This is a genomic window from Dysgonomonas sp. Marseille-P4677 (genome assembly GCF_016652235.1).
Classification (GTDB): domain Bacteria; phylum Bacteroidota; class Bacteroidia; order Bacteroidales; family Dysgonomonadaceae; genus Dysgonomonas.
In genome coordinates, this window is sequence record NZ_JAEPKU010000017.1 from 1 (window position 1) to 22,058 (window position 22,058).

Annotated in this window: 19 protein-coding genes; 16 read left to right on the forward strand and 3 right to left on the reverse strand. The window is 35.8% G+C overall.

The genetic code is table 11. The features are described from left to right. Positions 1-394 precede the first annotated feature (394 nt). From JGH11_RS05380 to serB, 7 genes are all read left to right on the forward strand, one after another. Positions 395-3,511 carry a TonB-dependent receptor gene (locus JGH11_RS05380; protein ID WP_201110544.1) on the forward strand — a complete coding sequence of 1,039 codons (3,117 nt, stop codon included), beginning with the start codon at positions 395-397 and terminating at the stop codon, positions 3,509-3,511. A gap of 19 nt (positions 3,512-3,530) precedes the next feature. After that, positions 3,531-4,973, forward strand: a complete 1,443-nt coding sequence (locus JGH11_RS05385; protein WP_201110545.1) for a RagB/SusD family nutrient uptake outer membrane protein — start codon at positions 3,531-3,533, stop codon at positions 4,971-4,973. A gap of 123 nt (positions 4,974-5,096) precedes the next feature. Further along, positions 5,097-5,255: a hypothetical protein gene (locus tag JGH11_RS20140; RefSeq protein ID WP_236263872.1), complete on the forward strand. Its 159-nt coding sequence runs from the start codon at positions 5,097-5,099 to the stop codon at positions 5,253-5,255. Between the two features lie 399 nt (positions 5,256-5,654). Next, positions 5,655-6,284: an orotate phosphoribosyltransferase gene (gene pyrE / locus JGH11_RS05390; RefSeq protein ID WP_201110546.1), complete on the forward strand. Its 630-nt coding sequence runs from the start codon at positions 5,655-5,657 to the stop codon at positions 6,282-6,284. 15 nt (positions 6,285-6,299) lie between these two features. Beyond that, entirely contained in the window at positions 6,300-6,743 is a 444-nt protein-coding gene (locus JGH11_RS05395; protein ID WP_201110547.1) for an SRPBCC family protein, read from the forward strand. Then, positions 6,743-8,083, forward strand: coding sequence for an argininosuccinate lyase (gene argH, locus JGH11_RS05400; RefSeq protein ID WP_201110549.1), 1,341 nt, complete (start codon positions 6,743-6,745; stop codon positions 8,081-8,083). Before JGH11_RS05395 ends, argH begins: the two co-directional genes overlap by 1 nt. A 36-nt stretch (positions 8,084-8,119) precedes the next feature. Next, positions 8,120-9,343 (forward strand): phosphoserine phosphatase SerB, encoded by a 1,224-nt coding sequence (gene serB, locus JGH11_RS05405; protein WP_201110550.1) that lies wholly within the window; start codon positions 8,120-8,122, stop codon positions 9,341-9,343. 85 nt (positions 9,344-9,428) lie between these two features. Here the strand turns inward: serB and JGH11_RS05410 are convergent, their stop codons facing one another. Together JGH11_RS05410 and JGH11_RS05415 are read right to left on the reverse strand one after the other, a co-directional pair. Next, the gene (locus JGH11_RS05410; protein WP_201110551.1) at positions 9,429-11,042 is read right to left on the reverse strand and encodes an ABC-F family ATP-binding cassette domain-containing protein; all 1,614 of its coding nucleotides are present in this window, start codon (positions 11,040-11,042) and stop codon (positions 9,429-9,431) included. Between the two features lie 50 nt (positions 11,043-11,092). Beyond that, positions 11,093-12,526 carry a PDZ domain-containing protein gene (locus tag JGH11_RS05415; RefSeq protein ID WP_201110552.1) on the reverse strand — a complete coding sequence of 478 codons (1,434 nt, stop codon included), beginning with the start codon at positions 12,524-12,526 and terminating at the stop codon, positions 11,093-11,095. Positions 12,527-12,862: 336 nt separating this feature from the next. Between JGH11_RS05415 and JGH11_RS05420 the strand changes: the two genes are divergently transcribed. The 9 genes from JGH11_RS05420 (at position 12,863) to JGH11_RS05460 (ending at position 21,125) form a co-directional block, all read left to right on the forward strand. Further along, entirely contained in the window at positions 12,863-13,462 is a 600-nt protein-coding gene (locus JGH11_RS05420) for a riboflavin synthase (RefSeq protein ID WP_201110553.1), read from the forward strand. A gap of 12 nt (positions 13,463-13,474) precedes the next feature. Continuing rightward, positions 13,475-14,125, forward strand: coding sequence for a DUF6624 domain-containing protein (locus JGH11_RS05425; protein WP_201110554.1), 651 nt, complete (start codon positions 13,475-13,477; stop codon positions 14,123-14,125). Positions 14,126-14,247: 122 nt separating this feature from the next. Beyond that, positions 14,248-14,874 (forward strand): DUF2238 domain-containing protein, encoded by a 627-nt coding sequence (locus tag JGH11_RS05430; RefSeq protein ID WP_201110555.1) that lies wholly within the window; start codon positions 14,248-14,250, stop codon positions 14,872-14,874. A gap of 2 nt (positions 14,875-14,876) precedes the next feature. Then, positions 14,877-15,812, forward strand: coding sequence for a DMT family transporter (locus JGH11_RS05435; RefSeq protein ID WP_236263873.1), 936 nt, complete (start codon positions 14,877-14,879; stop codon positions 15,810-15,812). A 65-nt stretch (positions 15,813-15,877) separates the two neighbouring features. After that, positions 15,878-16,387 carry a hypothetical protein gene (locus tag JGH11_RS05440; protein ID WP_201110556.1) on the forward strand — a complete coding sequence of 170 codons (510 nt, stop codon included), beginning with the start codon at positions 15,878-15,880 and terminating at the stop codon, positions 16,385-16,387. An 11-nt stretch (positions 16,388-16,398) separates the two neighbouring features. Then, positions 16,399-17,475 carry a tRNA 2-thiouridine(34) synthase MnmA gene (gene mnmA, locus JGH11_RS05445; protein WP_201110557.1) on the forward strand — a complete coding sequence of 359 codons (1,077 nt, stop codon included), beginning with the start codon at positions 16,399-16,401 and terminating at the stop codon, positions 17,473-17,475. Positions 17,476-17,526: 51 nt separating this feature from the next. Beyond that, positions 17,527-18,162 (forward strand): trimeric intracellular cation channel family protein, encoded by a 636-nt coding sequence (locus JGH11_RS05450; protein ID WP_201110558.1) that lies wholly within the window; start codon positions 17,527-17,529, stop codon positions 18,160-18,162. 80 nt (positions 18,163-18,242) lie between these two features. Continuing rightward, positions 18,243-20,228 carry an OmpA family protein gene (locus tag JGH11_RS05455; RefSeq protein WP_201110559.1) on the forward strand — a complete coding sequence of 662 codons (1,986 nt, stop codon included), beginning with the start codon at positions 18,243-18,245 and terminating at the stop codon, positions 20,226-20,228. Next, complete coding sequence (locus JGH11_RS05460) at positions 20,229-21,125, forward strand: DUF4835 family protein (protein WP_201110560.1); 897 nt, start codon at positions 20,229-20,231, stop codon at positions 21,123-21,125. It begins immediately after the preceding gene. Between the two features lie 12 nt (positions 21,126-21,137). Here JGH11_RS05460 and JGH11_RS05465 read toward each other — a convergent pair whose 3' ends face one another. Further along, positions 21,138-21,959 (reverse strand): lipopolysaccharide assembly protein LapB, encoded by an 822-nt coding sequence (locus JGH11_RS05465; RefSeq protein ID WP_201110561.1) that lies wholly within the window; start codon positions 21,957-21,959, stop codon positions 21,138-21,140. Positions 21,960-22,058: the final 99 nt, after the last annotated feature.

The following is a 22,058-nucleotide window of genomic DNA, read 5'->3' on the forward strand; positions in this document are numbered from 1 at the left end:
ATATATAATTATAGCTTTATAGAAAAGAGTAGTCTTAGATTACTCTTTTTTATTTTATAAAATTCACCAGTAGAATGTTAAAAATTAAATTTTAACATTTTTGGGGTCGAACTTCTGGGGGTTTTTTATTGTTTTAATATAGATATTGTCTTTCAGTTTGATCTGATATTAACGAATAATTAATATTGTTGGCCGTTTATTTGTATATTATTGACTTGTAATACTTTCAAATTGTCATAATTTGTGTAAATTAATCTAAAGTTTTTTTATTCGTGAAAAATGTCTAAATTTGCCGGTTGAAAAGCAAACTGATGCTAAAAGCCCAAAAATGGCATCAAAATGTTAAAAAGGTTAATACAGTTTAGAGTGTTTTAATTTATAAAGTAGTGTTTGTATGAAGAAAAGAGTGATGTTAATTCTATCCTGCTTATTTCTAAGCATAGGATTTATCGTAGCACAAACAACTAAGATCTCAGGTACTGTCGTTGATAGTAACGGAGAGCCTGTTATTAGTGCTTCAGTGGTAGTCAAAGGGACTACAGTCGGTACAGTAACCGATTTGGATGGTAAATTTTCTATTAATGTGCCCAGTGGTAATAATACATTGGTATTTACATTGGTCGGGATGAAATCTGTAGAGGCTAGAGCAATCTCAGGTATGAATGTCGTTATGGAAAATGATGATAATATACTTGGAGACGTAGTGGTTACTGGCTATGGTGTAACAAAGAAGGCTGCGTTTGCAGGTGCGGCTTCAACTATTGGGCAGGCTAATATTGAAGCTAGAAATGATGCGAATGCCATCAAATCTTTAGATGGTGTGGTTCCTGGTCTCCAAATGAATATTGGGTCAGGTCAGCCCGGAGCGCCTGCCAATGTTTTTATTCGTGGACGTAATTCCATTAATTCAGGAACGCAACCCCTTTATGTTATTGATGGAATTCCTGTTTCATCGGATATAATGGGTACTAGAAAAGATGAAGGTCAGGAGTTGAGTCCTCTATCAACATTAAGTTCTAGTGATATTGAGAGTATTACAGTATTAAAGGATGCAACAGCAACATCTATTTATGGAGCTAGAGCAGCTAATGGAGTTATTGTAATTACTACCAAAAAAGGAAAAAGTGGAAAGCCTACGGTTAATTTCACAGCTAAACTTGGTTTTGAAACCCGTCCGGCTCAGAATAGTAGATATAAACTGGTTGATGCAACTAAAACTGTAGAACTAGCAAGAGAAGCAGCTCAGAATGCATATGACTTGTACGGATCTGATTCATCTGTTGATTATTATAATCAAGCGGTAGGTTTAGGATTGGATTATTCTAATCCAAACTGGACTTCAGATTTTTATTTGGCTTTTCTTACTCACCCTTATTTAGTTGGAGCGGACGCTAGTTATGCTAATAATACAAATTGGTATGATGAGGTGACCAGAACAGGGATGATACAAGAATATAATATTGATTTGTCGGGTGGTGCAGCTAATGCTACGGCTCCTAAATATTATTTATCTTTTAATTACCTAAATAATGAATCTTTTATTATAGGTAAAGATCTGGAAAGATATTCTTTCCGTTTTAATTTCGATCAGGCTCCTACTAAGTTTGTTAAATACGGTTTGAATACAAACTTATCATTGACAGAAACAAATATGGGTGCTGGAGGTGGATATTATACAGATCCAATCACTCAAGCTTATATGCAGTCTCCGTTAACTAATGTAAAGGACGAAAATGGAGAGTGGAATTTTGCTACTGTTAATGGATATAATCCTGTTGCTCAAAGAAGCAGTCTTGGGGATATAAGTAGCCAAAAACAATATAGAGCAATTTTAGCTCCATATTTGCAATTGAACTTTACCGATGAATTAACTTTTACATCTAGATTTGGTGCTGATATTTATTATCTGGACGAATTTGGATATTGGTCTTTCTTACAACCTCAAGGTAAAGGTATGAGAGGTATGGGAGAGAATACTAATGCAACTAGAAATTTATTAACTATCACAAATACGTTGAATTATATTAAAACATTTAAAGAAAAGCATAATTTGAATGTTTTATTAGGACAGGAAGGGCAAAGGACTTCTTCAAAAGAAGCTTATTTGGCTGGATCGAACTATCCTGTTGATTATCTAAACTCTGTGGATAATGCCGCTGTTCCGGGGTCAGCTTCAACTATTAAGAATGAATTGGTATTGAACTCTTATTTTACGAACGTTCAATATGATTATATGTCTAAATATTACCTGTCAGGAAGCTTCCGTTATGATGGATCTTCCCGTTTTGGAGCAGATAATAGATGGGCTCCTTTCTGGTCTGTGGGTGCAAAATATAGATTAACAGGAGAAGATTTTATGGCTTCTACGGCAGATTGGTTGAATAATGTAAATATTCGAGCAAGCTATGGTACAACAGGTAATCAAGAAGTTGGACGTATTGGTATGGACGGTTGGTATGCAGCTAACAATTTATTTGGGTTTGCATATAACTATAACGGACTACCAGGAAGTGGACATCTTCAATTTGGTAACAGTAAATTGAAATGGGAGCAAACAAATAAATTTAATGTTGGTATAGATCTTGCTTTATTTAAATTCTTAAATATAGAACTAGATTATTACAATCATAAAACAACAGATATGGTGTTTGCAATCCCTACATCTTTTACAACTGGATTGAATTCATATTATAGCAATATAGGTGAGTTGTCTAATAAAGGGGTTGAGGTAAGCGTTAGCGCCAATATTATAAATAATGCAGATCTTAAATGGAATGTTGTATTAACAGGTTCTCACAATAAGAATAAGATAGAAAAATTAAGTACCGATAATCCAATTGAAACTACTACAACCATAAGAGAGGTAGGACGTCCATACTATACATTCAAAATGAAAGAGTGGGCCGGTGTTGATCCTGAAACAGGAGATGGACTGTGGTATCTTAATGAAGAAGGTGATGAAACCACAACAAACTATAATTTAGCTAAAAAGAGATATGTAGGTACTGGAGATCCGGATTTTATTGGATCTTTCAGCTCAAGATTGGAATGGAAAGGTTTTGATTTCGCTTTCCAATTGAATTATTCTGTTGGAGGTAAAGTGTATGGTAATAATTTACGTTACGATGAACAAGTTGGAGGAGCTTATACTCAAGGTTATACTCAGTATGTGTATGATAACCGTTGGCAAAAGCCGGGAGATATAGCAGCAGTTCCAAGACTAACAGCATTGGATACAGGCTATGAAAATAGTGCATCTACTCGTTTCTTAATGGATGGAGATTATTTGAAAATCAGATCATTGACATTAGGTTATACTTTGCCTAAAAGCTTATTAGCTAAAGCATTTATTAACAATGCTCGAGTTTTTGTAAATGCCGAAAATTTATACACATTCTCAGCTAGTAATTATAGAGGATTTGATCCTTCTGGAATTACAGCAGATGGTGTACAATGGTGGAATTTCCCTCTACCAAGAAGTGTTGTTTTTGGACTTACATTAGGTTTTTAATCAATAAAAAAGAATTCGCATGAAAAAAATATATAAATATTTATTATTGTTTGCTGGGACTATGCTTCTGTCAACGTCTTGTAGTCTTGATGTTGATAATTATCAGGATATTCCAACAGAAAAGGCTTACGAATCTGTACAAGATGTGCAAAACGGTATGATTGGAGCCTATTGGGCTTTAGGTACTTATCGGTTTTATGGTAAAAATATTGTAGCTATAGGTGATATGGCTGCTGATGTATCTATTGGAAGCCCAAGCTCAGGCCATTATGCTAATTTCAGTAGGTATGTTATTTCTGAAACAACTGCAGAGTTAGAGGAGACTTGGGAGTATGGTTATAAAGTAATTGATCGTACAACAAGAACTATTAATGGGGCCCAAAAAGTATTAGCAGAAGTTCGTAATCTTACGGATGAGGAAAAAGCTTATATCGACCTTTATACATCACAATGTTATTCTCTAAGAGCCTTAGCTACTTTTAGTTTGGCTAATGTGTTTGCATTGCCATATCATGCGGGAACAGATAATCCTGGTGTTGTGTTAGTTGTTGATAAACCTATAGAGGCTTTCGAACAAGTAAAAAGAGCGACCGTCGGTGAAACATATACACAGATATTAGCAGATATAAAACTTGCTAAAGATCATATGACTAAAGCTTTAGATGCTAATAATGATCCGGAAGCTACTTTCGGATTAGAATTACCTTCGGCATTTTATTTGAATGAAGCTGCTATATATGCGTTAGAAGCAAGAGTTTATTTGCATATGGGCAATTTGCCTGCAGCAAAAACTTCAGCTCAAAAAGCAATTGATCTGGCTGGAAATAAAGCAGTATCTAGTGAAGGATATGTTACAATGTGGTCTTCAATAGCTATTACCGATGAAGATATATTTACTATCAGTAAAACAGCAGATGATAATCTATCTGCAAATTCATTAAATACTTTATATGGGTCATATAAAGGAGCTGTGGTTTCAGGCTTTACTGATAAATTTTTTACAAGTACAGATATTAGACTTAAACTAATAAATGGTACTCATCCAATGAAATTTGATGGAATACCTACATCAGAATCTGTAAGTAATATTCCTGTATTTAGAAAATCAGAAATGCATTTAATTGTTGCAGAAGCGGAAGCCAATGCCGAAAATATCGAAGCAGCTCAAAAAGCCTTGTTTTATACGGCAAAAAGAGATGAAGCCATTACTGCGTATACACAATTACCTGCAACAAAAGCTGACTTGCTTACCTTTATTTCTAAAGAAAGAGTCCGTGAGTTTTTCCAAGAAGGATTAAGGTTTTATGATGCAAGACGTACAGGTGAATTGATTTCTGTAGCTGGTGGAACAAAACAGAATTTTGATGCATCTAAATTTGTATTTCCTATACCTGCAGATGAAGTAAACTCTGGTTTTGGTGTTCTTCAAAATGCTAATTGGTCGGCAGCTTTACCTAAATAAAATAAGTTGATAAAATAGAAAAACTCCAAGTCTAAAAACTTGGAGCTTTTTATTTCTTTTAACCCCCATTAACGCTCAATATAATTATTCTTCCATACCTTTGATTTCAGAAAAGGAGAGATTATGTATCAAGAAATAATTGTAGGAATCATTGGAGTATCTGTAGCTCTTTTAGTTATATATAAAGTGTATGGATTCTTCTTTTCCAAAAATGAACAAAAGGGCAGCTGTGGATGTTCCAATTGTGGATGCAGTACAAAGAGTAAGTCGGTTAAATACTAAAAAATATTTGTACATTCCGATTATTCTATCTATATTTGAAATAGAAATAAAAAGCTAGTTTAAGTCGTGTTGGTCGATTGGGAAGCTCATCAATTAATAAAATAACCGAGACAAGCTTTTGATTCTAATGGCGGGCCACACCTTCGGGTTGCTTAGCACGGTGGATTACAAAGGGATCGAGGCACTCAAATCCTGTTTTACGGAGTTTCGGCTATATCCACCAATACGACTTTAATATACAAAGGGAGATATTCATGGGAGTATCTCCCTTTTGGTTTTCAGATTTTCTTTTCCTTTAATTCACATTTTCTTTATGCTATATTGTCTTTTTTTATCCCTATTAATTGTATATTTGTAGCTAAATAATATTGATTGTTGTTATTTATAAAACATAAAAAAATGAACACTTTAGAAAAACTGACAGCAGAGAAGCTCCTTAGTATCAGAGCTATCAAATTACAACCCTCTAATCCTTTCACATGGGCTTCAGGCTGGAAATCACCTATCTATTGTGATAATCGTAAACTGATATCGTATCCAAGAATACGAACATTTATAAAGACAGAATTATCGCGTCTTATTCTAGAGAATTTTCAGGAAGCTGATGCTATTGCAGGGGTTGCTACAGGTGCAATTGCGCCGGGAGCCTTGGTTGCCGATGCATTAGGTCTGCCTTTCGTTTATATAAGGGCCACTCCGAAAGATCATGGCTTGGAAAACCTGATAGAAGGTGAATTGAAACCAGGAAGTAAGGTTGTAGTAGTAGAAGATCTTGTATCCACTGGCTCTAGCAGTTTAAAAGCAGTAGAAGCAATACGTAGAGATGGTTCGGAAGTAATTGGTATGGTTGCTAATTTCACATATGGGTTTCCTATTGCCACAGAGAAATTTAAGGAAGCCGATGTTAAGTTGATTACTTTGACAAATTATGATGCAGTATTGACTGAGGCTTTACGAATTGACTATATTGCAGAATCTGATTTAGAAACATTACAAGAATGGAGGACAGCTCCAGCTGATTGGAAATAAACCTCAAAAAAATCTATGGCTGAATTTGTAAGTGAAATAAAAACAATTCCATATGCCGATACGGATATATATACCGTATTATCTGATCTAAATAATTTGGAATTGGTTAAAGATAAAATACCTCAGGATAAAGTAAAGGATTTTACATTCGATACGGATTCATGTACTGTAAATGTAGATCCGGTAGGTAAAATAAAGTTTGTTGTGGTTGAACGAGAACCCAATAAAGTAATTAAGTTTGAAGGAGAACAACTTCCGTTTGGTGTTACTATGTGGATACAATTAAAATCATCCGGTGACGGTGAAACCAAAATGAAACTAACCATAAAGGCTGATCTTAATCCATTTTTAAAACCTATGGTCAGTAAGCCATTGCAGGCTGGACTGGATAAGGTTGCTGATGGATTGGCTAAACTGCCATATAATGAAATATTGAATAAGGGACAATTAAATAGCTAATGAAACTTTGGGAAAAGAATGTTCAGGTAAATAAAGATGTTGAATCATATACCGTAGGTCGTGACCGTGAATTAGATGTGTATCTGGCTCCTTACGATGTGCTTGGTTCTATGGCTCACATTACAATGCTTGAATCTATTGGGCTTCTCGAAAAAGAGGAGCTTATTTTGCTTTTAGCCGAGCTTAAAGAAATATATAAGGTGGCCGTTTCCGGTGAGTTTCTTATTGAAGAAGGGATTGAAGATGTCCATTCACAAGTAGAACTTATGCTTACCCGAAAACTTGGAGATGTAGGAAAAAAAATTCACAGTGGTCGGTCTCGCAACGATCAGGTATTGGTAGATTTAAAGCTATTTACCCGCGATCAGATACATCTATTGGTTGATTCTGTATCAAAACTGATAGATGTCCTGCTTTCTCAGAGTGAGAAGTATAAAAATGTTTTAATGCCTGGCTATACACACCTCCAGATTGCGATGCCGTCTTCTTTTGGCCTATGGTTTGGAGCTTACGCCGAGAGTCTTGTTGACGATTTACAACTGCTTTTAGCTGCATATAAAATATGTAATCGTAATCCATTAGGTTCGGCTGCAGGATATGGGTCATCTTTTCCTCTCGATAGGCAGATGACAACAGATCTTTTAGGCTTCGATTCTATGGATTATAATGTAGTGTATGCGCAGATGGGACGTGGTAAAATGGAACGTACTGTTGCATTTGCTATCGCCGGAATCGCCGGAACATTGTCTAAACTTTCATATGATGCATGTTTGTTTAATAGTCAGAATTTCGGATTTATTAAACTTGCGGATGAATATACAACCGGCTCCAGCATTATGCCTCATAAAAAGAATCCGGATGTGTTTGAACTCACACGGGCAAAATGCAATAAACTACAATCTCTGCCTAATGATATTACATTGATCATAAATAATCTACCTTCTGGATATTTTCGTGATTTGCAAATAATAAAAGAATTGTTTATCCCTTCATTTGAGGAGATGAACGATTGCCTGCAGATGGTTGCACGCATGATGAATGAGGTGAAGATTAACGAACATATTCTTGACGACCCTAAATATCTTCTTATTTTCAGTGTAGAAGAAGTAAATCGTCTTGTGTTGGAGGGGGTACCCTTTAGAGATGCTTATAAACAAGTGGGTTTAGAGATCGAAAACGGTAATTTTGCACATAATAAAAAAGTAAATCATACACATCAGGGAAGTATAGGTAACCTGTACAATGATCATATAAATTTATTAAAGCAGCAAGTTGTAGACCAATTTGCATTTCATACAGTAATGTCGGCCGAAAAGGCATTACTTGATTCTACTAATTAATCGTAATATTATAAATATAGAAGTTCCTCTTTAGATATGGAAGATTCAGAAATAATATTAGCTAGTCTGTCCGGAGAGGATAAACCAGGTGTTACGGCTGAATTAACGGCTGTACTAGCTAAACATGAAGCCAATCTTTTAGATATAGGTCAGGCTAATATTCATCATTCGCTCTCTTTAGCCATTATGTTTGAGGCAAAGAATTCAGGTGAAGTTATTAAAGATCTATTATTTAAGGCTACCGAGTTAGGGGTGATTATTCGTTTCTCACCCATTAGTAAAGAAGAGTATCTGCGTTGGGTATGTATGCAGGGTACGAAAAATCGCTATATAGTTACACTTTTAGGGCGGACTTTAAACCCGTCTCAAATTTCAGCTGTAGCTAAGATAAGTCAGAAGTATCACTTGAATATAGAAAAAATTATTCGTCTAACAGGTCGTATGCCTCTCGACGAATCGGAGCGCCCGAGCCGTTCATGTATAGAGCTAGCTATAAGAGGCACTGTAGATGATCCTCAGAAGCTTAAACATGATTTTATGAAATTAGCCGACGACCAAAGGATAGATATAGCCTTCCAAGAAGAAAGTATGTATCGCCGCATGCGTCGTTTAGTGTGCTTTGATATGGATTCTACCCTGATTCAAACAGAAGTAATTGATGAACTCGCGGAGCGGGCAGGGGTAGGAGCTGAGGTAAAAGCTATTACCGAATCGGCTATGCGTGGTGAAATAGACTTCTCCGAAAGCTTTAAAAAACGTGTCGGTTTATTGAAAGGCTTAGATGAATCGGTAATGAAAGAAATAGCAGAAAATCTACCAATAACAGAAGGTATGGTCCGCCTTATCCATATATTGAAAAAGAGTGGATGTAAATTAGCTATTCTTTCCGGAGGTTTTACCTACTTTGGAAACTACCTGAAAGAAAAATATGGTTTCGATTATGTATATGCCAACGAATTGGAAATTATAGATGGGAAGCTGACTGGTAATTACATAGGAGATATAGTAGATGGAAAACGCAAAGCAGAATTACTGCGCTTACTCGCACAAGTCGAAAAAGTTGATATCCGTCAAACTGTAGCTGTAGGTGATGGAGCTAACGACTTGCCGATGTTGGGTATTGCCGGGTTGGGTATCGCTTTCCATGCAAAACCGAAAGTGAAAGAGAATGCTAAGCAATCCCTGTCTACTGTCGGGCTCGATGGTATTCTATACTTTCTTGGGTATAGGGATTCGATGCTTGTAGGAGAAGAATTATAGAAATATTTTTATATATCGGTTTAGAAAAAAAAGAAAAGCGAAGATATTTTAATCCTCGCTTTTCTTTTTTTGTATTTATAAATGTCTATTTATACATCTTTTCTCTTAAAGCCTTTATTTCATCAGAGGTGATATAATCGTCATATTCCATGATCTTATCAATAGTTCCATTAGGTGTAAGTTCTATTACACGATTACAAACAGTTTGAATAAATTCATGGTCATGAGATGACATTAATATATTTCCCTTCAATTGTATCAACGTATTATTGAATGCCTGAATAGATTCCAAATCTAAATGGTTTGTAGGGGAATCCAATACTAGACAGTTTGCACTCTTCAACATCATGCGTGCAATCATACAGCGCATTTTTTCACCTCCTGAAAGTACCTTTGTGTTTTTAAGAACTTCTTCTCCCGAAAACAACATTCTCCCTAAAAAGCCCTTTATATAGATTTCACTCGTGTCATCAGAGAATTGAGATAGCCAATCTATCAGATTCAGATCATCTTTAAAATAGTCGCTATTATCCAGAGGAAGATAAGCTGTTGTTATAGTCTGTCCCCAGCTGAATGTTCCTGCTTCAGGTTGCAGATAATCGTTTATTATTTCGAAGAAAGCGGTCATAGCACGAGGGTCTTTTGATAGGAAGACCACTTTGTCATCCTTCTCTATATTGAAGCTTATATTGTCGAACAATACTTTTCCGTCTATAGATTTTTTCAATCCGTTAACTTCTAATATTTTATTGCCCGGTTCACGGTCAGGGCTAAAAATAATACCCGGATATCTGCGAGAAGAAGGCTTAATCTCTTCGATGTTCAACTTCTCTATCATCTTTTTACGGCTTGTAGTCTGTTTCGACTTAGCCACATTGGCACTAAACCGGCGAATAAATTCTTCCAACTCCTTTTTCTTTTCTTCCGCCTTTTTGTTCTGTTGTTGTTGCTGGCGTAATGCTAACTGGCTCGATTCATACCAGAAACTATAGTTTCCGGCAAACATATTTACTTTGCCAAAGTCTATATCCACAGTGTGTGTACAAACTGAATCCAAGAAGTGACGGTCATGCGATACAACGAGTACGGTGTTTTCGCTGTTCGACAAATAGTTTTCCAGCCACATTACTGTTTCTATATCAAGATCATTGGTCGGCTCATCGAGCAGAAGGTTATCAGGGTTGCCAAATAGCGCACGGGCAAGAAGTATTCTTACTTTTTGTTGTCCACTCATATCTCCCATTATCTGGTAGTGAAAACTTTCGTTTATACCAAGGCCACTGAGAAGCATGGCTGCATCACTCTCTGCATTCCAGCCTTCCAGTTCAGCAAATTTCTCTTCTAGCTCTGAGGCCCTGATCCCATCCTCATCGGAAAAATCTTCTTTAGCATATAATGCATTTTTTTCTTGCATTATATCCCAAAGGACTGTATGCCCTTGCAATACTGTATCTAGTACAGTTTGAGAATCGAAAGCAAAGTGATCCTGAGCTAATACCGAGAGGCGTTCTCCCGGGCCCAGAGCAAAAGATCCGCTGGTTGCATCTTTTTCTCCACTCAGAATTTTCAGGAAAGTAGATTTTCCTGCACCATTTGCTCCTATTATACCATAGCAATTACCACTTGTAAACTTCAGATTCACATCTTGAAATAATACACGTTTACCAAACTGAATACCTAAATTTGAAACTGTTATCATGATTTATTATTGTCAAAAAGAGAGGGAGAAATCTCCCTCATATATATAATTTATAATATCTTTATCACCACAGATTTATGTATATCGGGTGTTATACTAAATATACGGGTCTGCATACCGTCCCAGACCTCTAAAACGATCTTATTGTCATTCTTACTATTTATATAATTTTCAAAACCGTATAAATAAGAAAAATGGGACATATATTGAGATTTATTGAGTTCTTTAGATATATCGTTGTAGTATCCTACATTCCAGAACATGCAGTCTGTAAATCCTTCAGCGTTTGTAAATCTGGTAGATTGGTCACGAAATACCATCGTTTCATAAATGAAACGTTTATACCCTTCCGAAAGACTTTCTTTTGAATGCTCAAATTTTTTACCATTTATTTTTTTTATGATATATCCCGGACGAATACCGCTTCTGTAAGCTGGTGAGTCCATATCTACATCTTTGATAGTCGTCAGATTGTCGGCATCAAAATACATTCCCGTATAATTGAATCTGTTGAAATTCACTTTATAATAAGCTTTCTCTTTCTTTGTTGAGTATGGGAATTGTTTCAGCATTAATGGGGTATGTATTCTCACATACTCTTCTAAAGCGTATTTGGAAGAAAGATAATCTTTTATATTACAATCCCATATTTGAGTTAATTTTTTTGTGTCGATATATTTACGGTCGTAAAAGCTGAATCCGTATTCAACAATATATTGTGCCGATTTATTAATGTTAGGCTCATTCGATTTAAGTATCGGTAATGGTACCATTTGCAGCTTATCACTATCGTATCTCCATATATTTTGCGTAGAGTTTGGTCTGTCTAGTCCCGTAAATTGAGGGTTAGATTCATAGTTGTAGTAGGCTTGTACCACAATATCAGGATCGGAGGTATCTCTAACCAAACCTTTTGCCTGAAGATCTTTTTCCAGAAGTGCAATAATCTGTGCATCTATGGCTGGAACAGGCTTATTGTCTTTGTAAAAATCATATGTATGATAGTCGGCAAAATCTACATCTTTATTTGGCTCTACATGCAAAGGTAAAGAGAATGCTCTCTGATTGGTATTCTCAAGGCTATAGAATGCAAATATTTCAGACAATTCCTTTTCACTTACCGAATTCGTGGCTACACATTTACGATATAGTGTATATTCCTTGAAGTAAGTGTTCATATTCCTTATTGTGAATGTAACGGTAGGTGCATACATGTCTTCGAACAACCATTTGGCAATAGTTTGGTTATCACGTAGATATGTGGCCTTCCCATTAATCTCCATAATGATGTCGTTTACCTTGATCCCGGCATTTTCGGCGGGAGAACCTGGTTCTACGTCCGTAATAACCAATTCACCGTATCCCCAATTGGTATTTTCACTTACTTCGAATGTAAAACCAAAATAGCAGTTTTTGTCGTAATTTTGTGATTTTATATCGGGCGTTAATATCAATAATAGCAGGCAAATAAGTAATATTCTCATCTTTTTAACTACTTGTTTAAAAATTTGAGACAAAGATAGGATTTTTTTACTAATTACTTATTTTTAGAATCTATACCTATAGATAATCTTTGTTATTTTAAATAAAAGAAGATCTTTTTTGCTAAACACTATAATGTAATGAGACTATAGTTTTATTCATTTATGAAATTTCTTGCACTCTTTTATTCAAATTTAAAATTAAATATTGAGAGCTTCGTGTTATTACCTCTTCATAAAAGAAGGAGTCTTAAATCAATAACTCATATTTTGTTATTAATACTTACTTTTTCATACCTTTGTTATATAATATAACAAAACATACTAAAATAAAATATCATGTTTTCAGGGATAGTAGAAGAAGCCGCAACAGTAGTTTCGTTGCGAAAAGAAGCAGAAAACCTGCACCTTACGATGAAGTGTTCATTTACTCACGAGTTAAAAATTGATCAGAGTGTATCTCACAACGGAGTCTGTCTTACTGTAGTAAATATTGATGGAGAGAATTATACTGTTACTGCGATAAAAGAGACATTGGAATGTTCCAATTTAGGTCTTTTGAAGATTGGAGATAAAGTAAATCTTGAACGTAGCATGTTGATGAATGGACGTTTAGACGGTCATATCGTTCAAGGGCACGTAGATCAAACTGCACGATGTATAGAAGTCAGAGAAGCTGATGGTAGTTGGTATTTTAAGTTTGAGTATGATTTCAATCGTGAGATGGCAAAAAAAGGTTATCTGACAGTAGATAAGGGTTCTGTAACTGTAAATGGAGTGAGTCTTACAGTTGTAGCACCTACAGAGAATACCTTCGAAGTGGCTATTATACCCTATACTTACGAATTTACAAACTTCCATCAAATAAAACCCGGAAGTATAGTTAATATCGAATTTGATATTATCGGTAAATATATAAGCCGTATTACGCAATTATAAAACAGTAATATAATGAGATTACTCTGTTTATTCTTCTTTTTCTTTATGTTTTTCTCGTCTGTGTTTTCGCAAGAGAGTAACGAATTGGAGAAAACATTAATAGGGATGCTTGAAAAAGAGCAAGATGCTCGAAAAAACTTATCTTCTATCTATGCAGAATGGAATGGAAAAGAGGAATTTCAACACAAAAGGGATAGTGTAAGTCTTGTTATGCTTAAAATAGATAGTGTAAATCAGAAATTTGTAGCTAATCTATTAGATACAACAGGATGGCCAGATAGTCTTAGTCCTCAGGCTAACATGGCCATTTTTATGATTATACAGCATTCTCCGGCCTCCTATATGGATAAATATGCTCCGTTAGTAAAAATGGAATATGAGAAAGGGCATATCAATTCAGAATTATATGCAATATTTGCAGACCGGCTTTTGATGAGGCAGAATAAACCTCAACTATATGGGTCGCAAATAATAAATAATTATGTCTGGCCTATTCAAGATTTAGATTCGTTGGATGTTCGACGAGGGAAAATGAATTTACCTCCATATCAAAAATATCTTGATAGCTTCAAGGATTCGGGTATGGAAATAATTTGGAATAAAGAATTGAATGTAGACGATTTAATAAAAATACTAGGATTCAGTCCTAAAGATGTTAGATGAATATAGATTGAAAGATAGAGCCGCGGATATTATTATTTTGGCTTCTTTTTCTGGATACATTATCAGATTATATAAAAAGACATAAATCTTTACAATACATCCTAATTGTAATTATATATTAAATGGAGAAAAAATATTGGATCTTCCTTCTCATATTCTTTATTGTTGCTATATGGTCCGGAATTAACCCATATGAGACAGGTTTGTGGTTTCTTGAAGCCGGCATGTGTATTGTTGGTGTAGGTATTCTTGCTTTTACTTTCAAGCGGTTTAAGTTTACGGATATGACTTATATCTTTATTCTTATCCATCTTATTATTCTATTTGTTGGGGCACACTATTCTTATGCAAAAGTTCCGCTGTTTGACTGGATAAAAGATGTATTTGATCAGAGTCGTAATAATTATGATAAAGTAGGTCATTTTGCGCAGGGATTTATACCTGCCATGATCGCTCGTGAATTGCTTATTCGACTCGAGGTTTTAAAAAAACGTTCATGGTTGCCATTTCTTGTAATTTCTATCTGTCTTGCGATCAGTGCTTTTTACGAACTGATAGAATGGTGGGTCGGAGCTTTGTCGAGCGATGGTGCAGATGATTTTCTTGGAACTCAAGGATATGTATGGGATACCCAATCGGATATGTTTTGTGCGATGATTGGCGCGATTTGCATGTTGGTATTCTTTTCCAAATTTCAAGATAAGCAAATTGCTAAATTCAGCGAATTAAGATCTCACAACACAAATTAATAATGCCAATGACTCTTACCAAGAAGCAGCAAGGAAACCTTATCATGGTTTTTGTTATCACTATATTCGGGTTGAATATTCCAGTGAATAAATACTTGTATGCAGAGGAGTTATTATCACCTGTGGCAATGACAGCCTTACGTATGTCGTTTGCGGCAATTGCATTTTGGTTGGTTTCGTTCTTTTTACCAAAAGAAAAAATAGAAAAAAAAGACATGCTGTTTTTATTACTTGGCGGTTTATGCGGGATGGTGTTTAATCAGGGCCTATTTGCATATGGGCTAGGGCAGACCTCACCTGTAGATGCTTCCATAATAACAACAAGTAGTCCTCTTTTCGCTATGATAATAGCAGCAGTTATTCTTAAAGAGCCAATAACATGGATGAAGGCCGGTGGCGTTCTCGTTGGAGGAAGTGGGGCTATATTCTTGGTGTATACGAGCAATCATGGTAATATGTCGCAAGATGCCAGCCTACTTGGAAATATGGCTATTGTAGGGGCTCAGTTTTTCTATGCTTTTTACTTAGTCATAACCCGTCCGCTATCCAATAAATATTCATCTGTTACAATGATGAAATGGATGTTTCTCTATGCTTGTATTTTCGCATTACCTTTTAGCTTTGGAGATGTATTGAAAGCTCCGTTGTTTTATCAGACCGATAAATTACCTTTTTTGCTTTTATTATTTACATTGGTCGGAGCTACTTTTATTACCTATTTGCTGATACCTTTTGCTCAACGGCGTATCAGACCAACAACAATATCAATGTACAATAATATGCAGCCACTTATAGCTTCTATAGTTGCTATTTATATGGGGATGGATAGATTTACATTCGAGAAACTTATTGCAGCTATATTGATTTTCGGAGGAGTTTATCTGGTAACGGCAAGTAAATCCAGAGCGGATATGGAAGAAGCTGTAAATATGAAGTGATCCAAAGTGTATTTTTCTTTGAAAAAGAAACAGTACTTTTGTATCGAGATTATAATATTTTAGCGATGAAAAAGATAAACATAATATTGTTCCTTCTCCTTTTACCTTTTGTATGTTCAGCTCAGTTTATAGGAATAGGGGCGCAATATGCAGATGCAAAAGATAAAGGCAATGATTTTCAGTTTGCGGCAAATATATCCTTTCCTGTTTGGCACAAAAAAAATGCGCTAAACTCTTTCATAGCCAGTGGTGTTGATTATACTGGGGGAAGTTCTCCTGTAGCAGGATTGAATATTAAACCTATACAACTGACAAGTTATTTAAGTGAGTCGTTGTTCGATAATAATAAGGCCACAATTTTAGTAGGTTGTGATGCCGGTTATTTGTTTAATTTCCGTCATGGCAAAGATGGAATTGTTATTACACCGAACATTTATCTCGATTATAAATTCTTTTTTATAAAAACCGGTTATGACTTTAATGTGACCGGTAACGAACAACAATTTTTTGTAAGAGCCGGCTTTTGTTTTGGTATGGGGTCTATAAAATCGTATGCGAAAACAACAATAAGGTAAGGAAATAAAAGATGAAAATAGCAGCATTAGTATCAGGAGGTGTCGATAGTTCTGTAGTTGTACATCAACTGAAAGAGCAAGGATATGACCCTACGATATTTTATATTCGCATAGGAATGGAAGATGAGCAGGGGTACATTGATTGTCCTGCCGAAGAAGACATTGAGATCACAACCTATATTGCAAAGAAATACGGTTGTAAAATGGAGGTCGTGTCATTGCACGAAGAATATTGGGAGAATGTAGTCAGTTATACAATTGATGCGGTAAAGCGTGGGTTAACTCCAAATCCTGATATGATGTGTAATAAGATGATTAAATTTGGATGTTTTGATCAGAAATGGGGACATGAGTTTGATAAGATTGCTACAGGGCATTATGCCACAACTACCGAGTTGAATGGTAAAACATGGCTCTCCACAGCTAGAGATCATGTAAAAGATCAGACCTATTTTCTAGGGCAAATAGATTACTTACAGATATCTAAACTAATGTTTCCAATCGGTAATTTGCTAAAGAGTGAGGTACGTGCTATTGCAGCTCAACAAGCACTTCCATCTGCCCAAAGGAAAGATAGTCAGGGGATTTGTTTTTTGGGTAAAATAAATTATAATGACTTTATCCGTCGTTATTTGGGTGAGCGTAAAGGTAAGATCGTTGAACTTGAAACAGGGAATGTACTTGGAAGCCACGATGGTTACTGGTTTCATACTATAGGGCAACGGAAGGGCCTAGGTCTTAGCGGAGGTCCGTGGTTTGTGATAAAGAAAGATACAAAGCGTAATATAGTTTATGTGTCGAATGGATACGATCCTGAAACACAATATGGAAAGGTAGTTAATCTTGCGGGTTTTTCATTTATAACGGATGATATATGGGAGGGAGATTTCGAAGGAACTAAAGATATAACTTTCAAAATACGTCATACTCCTGAATTTACCCACGGTCGAATTGAAAAAATAGGAGACTTGTATCGTATTCATTCCGATGAAAAGATACAGGGCATTGCCTCCGGACAATTTGGCGTAGTCTATGATGCCGAATCCAAACTCTGTATTGGCAGTGGTATGATCGCTAATGAAGAATAATTTATAAAAGTGGTTAGTATATAGATTCTCTAACTTATAATTTTTATACAGATGTTTCTTTTCGATGATCTTGTAAAAATCCAGTTTGTTGATATAATCGAGTTTCTGGGAACAATAGCATTTGCCATTAGTGGTATACGTTTGGCTTCAGCAAAACGGTTCGACTGGTTTGGTGCAATCGTTATAGGCTTCGTAACAGCCGTTGGCGGAGGTACCCTTCGCGATTTGTTATTAGATGTTCCGGTGTTTTGGATGCAAGCCAGTCGTTATATCTGGTGCACCTTATTTGCTTTTCTTATAGTAGTTTGTTTTCGTCGTTTTCTGGTACATCTCAACAATACTATATTCTGGTTCGATTGTATTGGGCTAGGACTGTTTGCCGTAGTAGGATATGAAAAAGCATTGGCTTTAGATTATCCGGTTTGGGTATGTGTGTCGATGGCCACTATAACAGGTATCTTTGGTGGTATAATACGGGATATGCTAATAAATGAGGTTCCTATTGTTTTTACACAGGAACTTTACGCTGTGGCTTGTATCTTGGGAGGCTTGCTTTTTAGCGTCTTGTATTATCTGAATGTAGATTTAGTAATCATTGAGATTGCTACGGCTGTTTTTGTCGTTTTGATAAGAATATTAGCAACTAAATATCATTTGAAGCTACCTATATTGAAAGGGGAGGACTGAAAGCAATTGAGCAATAATTTAAGAGTAAATAAGTTTTAATAATATGTCGGTTTCTATTCCCGATAGAAAAACACTTTATTTTGAAAAAATACATTTACTACATATCAGGTTTTATTTTGTTTTCTTTATGTTTCGGTGCTTGCAAGAGTTTGAAACTCGAAGATGCAGACAAAAAATTTACTCAAGGAGAATACTTTGTTGCAGCCGATATGTATCGTAAAATTTATCGAAAAACATCACCCAAGAAAAGAGAATTACGCGGGGATATTGCCCTCCGTATGGCAGAAAGTTACAGACTGATAAACTATCCTGCCCGTGCTAATGCCGGATATGCTAATGCAATCAGGTATAAAGTTAATGATAGTACAGTAACCTTACAATATGCCCGTTCGTTACACAAAGCTGGAGAATATAAGCAAGCGGCGAAGTATTATGAAGAGTTTCTAAAGATATTTCCAAACAATAAATTTGCGTTAAATGGTTTAGAGGGGACGAAATTAGCGTCAATATGGAAAGCAAATCCTACTTTGCACACCGTAAAACGAATGGACTTGTTCAATTCAAACAGAGGGGAGTTTAGCCCTATGTTGCTTCCACCGGATTACGAACAGGTTTATTTTTCATCTAACAGGAAAGAGGCTACTGGTGATACAATCAGCGGCATTACTGGTACTAAACTCAATGACTTATTTATGTCTCGTAAGGATGAGAATGGTAACTGGATGAAAGTAGAGCATGTAGAGTCTGCTATAAATACTCCTTCGGATGAGGGTACTCCATCTTTTTCAATTACAGGAACAACGATGTATTATACACATACACCTCTTGCCGATTCGGTTGGGATATTTTATCCGATGATCTACGTCTCTCAGCGTTCGGGTGGGTCGTGGGGAAATGGGACTAAAATTGAAATAAATAAGCGTGATACCTTGAGTGTATATGCCCATCCAACCATCAATTCGACGGGAGATGTTCTGTATTTTGTATCCGACAGGGCTGGTAGTTATGGAGGTAAAGATATTTGGAAGGCAAATCTGGTTGGAGATTTAGTTGAATCAGTTGAAAATTTAGGTCCTGACATCAATACAGCAGGTGATGAGATGTTCCCTTATTTACGAAATGATTCGACGCTGTACTTTGCTTCGGATGGCCATATTGGTATGGGAGGACTCGATATTTATAAGGCATCTTATAATTCAGCAGTAAAACGTTGGGATATAGAAAATCTAAAATCTCCGATAAATTCTTATGCCGATGATTTTGGAATAACATTTGAAGGTGAAAAAGAAAATGGCTTTTTTAGTTCTAACCGTGGAGATGGAAAAGGGTTCGATCATATCTACTCTTTTTCTTACCCTGTAATTGAAACTACGGTTGAGGGGTATATAGTAGATACAGACGATGAATTTGTTACTAATGCTACAATTCGCGTTGTTGGTAGAGATGGTACAAATAAGAAGTTTCTGGGGAAGAATAATGGTACATATAGTTTAGATATTGCCAGAGGACAAGATTATGTGTTTTTAGCTAGTGCTGAGAATTACTTAAATACAAGGATGTCTCTTAAAACTATAGAGATGGACAAGGATTCTACATATCTTCTCGATTTTATTCTTACGCCTATCAATAAACCTGTGGTATTAGAAAATATATTTTATGACTTTGATAAGGCTACTCTTCGTCCCGAATCGAAAGAAGAACTTGATGGTTTGATCGATTTACTGAATCAGAATCCGAATGTGACCATCGAGTTATCTGCTCATACCGATAGAAAAGGGACGGATGAATATAATAACAGATTATCGCAACGGAGGGCAGAGTCTGTTGTCCAATATTTGATAAACAGAGGAATAAATAAGGAACGCCTTACGGCTGTGGGTAAAGGAAAAACGGATCCGAAAAAAGTAACAAAAGCCGTAGTAAAGAAATATAATTTCTTGAACGAAGGAGATGTTCTGAATGAAACGTTTATAGAAGAATTGTCTCCTGAGCAGCAAGATATGGCAGATCAGGTAAACCGGAGAACAGAGTTTAGAGTATTAAGTATAACTTATAATTTGGAATAAATGATTCGATTAGTCATATGTATATTGGTTTTGTTATGCCCTTCTATTATAATAGATGCGCAGGAATTAAATACCAAATTGACAATAAACACACAAAAACTACCCGCTGCTAATAGCCAGTTATTTTCGTCACTAGAGTCAGAGTTGAATCAATTATTGAACGATCAGAGATGGACAAGTGCTACTTTTAGTAAAAGTGAGCGTATAAATTGCAATATTGCAATAACCATAGTTGCGGAAACCTCCGAAAATAATTTTGCTGCCGAGATTCAGCTAACCTCTCAGCGCCCCGTTTATAATTCATCATATGTTACATCTTTGATGAATTATAGGGATACCCAATTTGAATTTTCTTATATGCCGGGTTTGACATTCGATTTCAATACGCAGAGTGTTGATAATAATCTGGTCGCTGTCATTTCTTTTTACGCTTATGTTCTTATAGGACTTGATTTCGATTCTTTCTCTTTGAATGGGGGGCAGATTTATTTTAATAAGGCTATGGAGATTGCAAATATGGCTCAATCTTTAGGTGCTAAAGGTTGGGAGCCTTTTTCTGGTAAGAATAATAATAGATATGATTTAGCTGTAGCCTTGACGGAAGAAAGTTCTAAAAGCTTTCACGATATATGGTATAAATATCATCGTCAGGGACTAGATGAGATGTCACTTAACGCTTCACGGGGAAGAATTCGTGTAATTGAATCTGTCAGCGATATTCAGAAGTTATATGAGGCCCGTCCATCATCTATTTTATTGAGCCTGATCCGAGAAACCAAAGTAGACGAGATTGTCAGGGTTTGTTCTCAGGCTACAACAGAAGAGAAGCAAAGTATGAAAAAGATTTTGTATCAGATATTTCCGACGAAGAATTATTCTATAGATATGCTAAAATAGCTATTATACTGATTATTTACACAATCTGAGAAAATCTTCAATAGCCAAACTATCAGTGCCTAGTTCACGAGCTTTTAAGAAATCTTCTTTAGCGAGTCTTTTTTCATATTGAGATAATCTTAATTGCCCTCTTAATACATATATCGGAGCTTCATTATAGCCCAGTTCGAGGGCTTTTTTCAAGTCTTCTTGTGTGCTGGCCAGCTTATTTAAGCGCAAGTAGCATTCGGCTCTGTTAAAGTATAGGCTGGCATTAGACTTGTGTTTATAAATAAGATCCGTATATAGCTCTTCGGCTTCTTTCCATTCTCCTCTACGTTTTTTTACAGCAGCAATACCCATTTTTCCATTTATATTTTCAGGATAAATCTTTAATATATTCTCAAAGTCTTCTTCTGCCGAAAAGAGATTTTTATTACTCAAATATATTAATCCTCTACGATAAAGAGCTTCTGTATCTTCCTTGTTGGTGATCAAGATTGTGTTATAATCCTTCATTGCATCATCAAACCTGTTCATTTCACAATAAAGGGCAGCTCTGTTATGTCTAATAAAACTATTGTCAGGATATCGTTCTATAGCTACATTATACGAGATGAGTGCTTCATCTAATTTTCCCAAATTGCGCTGTATCGTACCCAGGTTTACCATCAACATGAGATTATTCGGATTGGTTGGCTCCTTTCGCATAGCGGCCTTCATTGCTTGTTCTGCTGCCGGATAGTCATTCTGTTCCACATAATCCATAGCACGATTTACCATTTCTTTGTATGTTTGAGCAGTTGTGCTTGAGGCAATGCCGATTATAAATAGTAGGATAAGTATTTTTTTCATTCTCTGATTTTTCAATTATGCTATTTAGAAACAAATGTACTCTTATTTAACATACTTGGTTAAAATATATTGTCTAAAAAGAATTAAAAGAGGTTATAG

Excerpts from the sequence above, each read along its gene's own strand:
- JGH11_RS05380 (WP_201110544.1), top strand. The coding sequence starts at position 395 with ATGAAGAAAAGAGTGATGTTAATTCTATCCTGCTTATTTCTAAGCATA.
- JGH11_RS05385 (WP_201110545.1), top strand. The coding sequence starts at position 3,531 with ATGAAAAAAATATATAAATATTTATTATTGTTTGCTGGGACTATGCTT.
- JGH11_RS20140 (WP_236263872.1), top strand. The coding sequence starts at position 5,097 with ATGTATCAAGAAATAATTGTAGGAATCATTGGAGTATCTGTAGCTCTT.
- pyrE (WP_201110546.1), top strand. The coding sequence starts at position 5,655 with ATGAACACTTTAGAAAAACTGACAGCAGAGAAGCTCCTTAGTATCAGA.
- JGH11_RS05395 (WP_201110547.1), top strand. The coding sequence starts at position 6,300 with ATGGCTGAATTTGTAAGTGAAATAAAAACAATTCCATATGCCGATACG.
- argH (WP_201110549.1), top strand. The coding sequence starts at position 6,743 with ATGAAACTTTGGGAAAAGAATGTTCAGGTAAATAAAGATGTTGAATCA.
- serB (WP_201110550.1), top strand. The coding sequence starts at position 8,120 with ATGGAAGATTCAGAAATAATATTAGCTAGTCTGTCCGGAGAGGATAAA.
- JGH11_RS05410 (WP_201110551.1), bottom strand. The coding sequence starts at position 11,042 with ATGATAACAGTTTCAAATTTAGGTATTCAGTTTGGTAAACGTGTATTA.
- JGH11_RS05415 (WP_201110552.1), bottom strand. The coding sequence starts at position 12,526 with ATGAGAATATTACTTATTTGCCTGCTATTATTGATATTAACGCCCGAT.
- JGH11_RS05420 (WP_201110553.1), top strand. The coding sequence starts at position 12,863 with ATGTTTTCAGGGATAGTAGAAGAAGCCGCAACAGTAGTTTCGTTGCGA.
- JGH11_RS05425 (WP_201110554.1), top strand. The coding sequence starts at position 13,475 with ATGAGATTACTCTGTTTATTCTTCTTTTTCTTTATGTTTTTCTCGTCT.
- JGH11_RS05430 (WP_201110555.1), top strand. The coding sequence starts at position 14,248 with ATGGAGAAAAAATATTGGATCTTCCTTCTCATATTCTTTATTGTTGCT.
- JGH11_RS05435 (WP_236263873.1), top strand. The coding sequence starts at position 14,877 with ATGCCAATGACTCTTACCAAGAAGCAGCAAGGAAACCTTATCATGGTT.
- JGH11_RS05440 (WP_201110556.1), top strand. The coding sequence starts at position 15,878 with ATGAAAAAGATAAACATAATATTGTTCCTTCTCCTTTTACCTTTTGTA.
- mnmA (WP_201110557.1), top strand. The coding sequence starts at position 16,399 with ATGAAAATAGCAGCATTAGTATCAGGAGGTGTCGATAGTTCTGTAGTT.
- JGH11_RS05450 (WP_201110558.1), top strand. The coding sequence starts at position 17,527 with ATGTTTCTTTTCGATGATCTTGTAAAAATCCAGTTTGTTGATATAATC.
- JGH11_RS05460 (WP_201110560.1), top strand. The coding sequence starts at position 20,229 with ATGATTCGATTAGTCATATGTATATTGGTTTTGTTATGCCCTTCTATT.
- JGH11_RS05465 (WP_201110561.1), bottom strand. The coding sequence starts at position 21,959 with ATGAAAAAAATACTTATCCTACTATTTATAATCGGCATTGCCTCAAGC.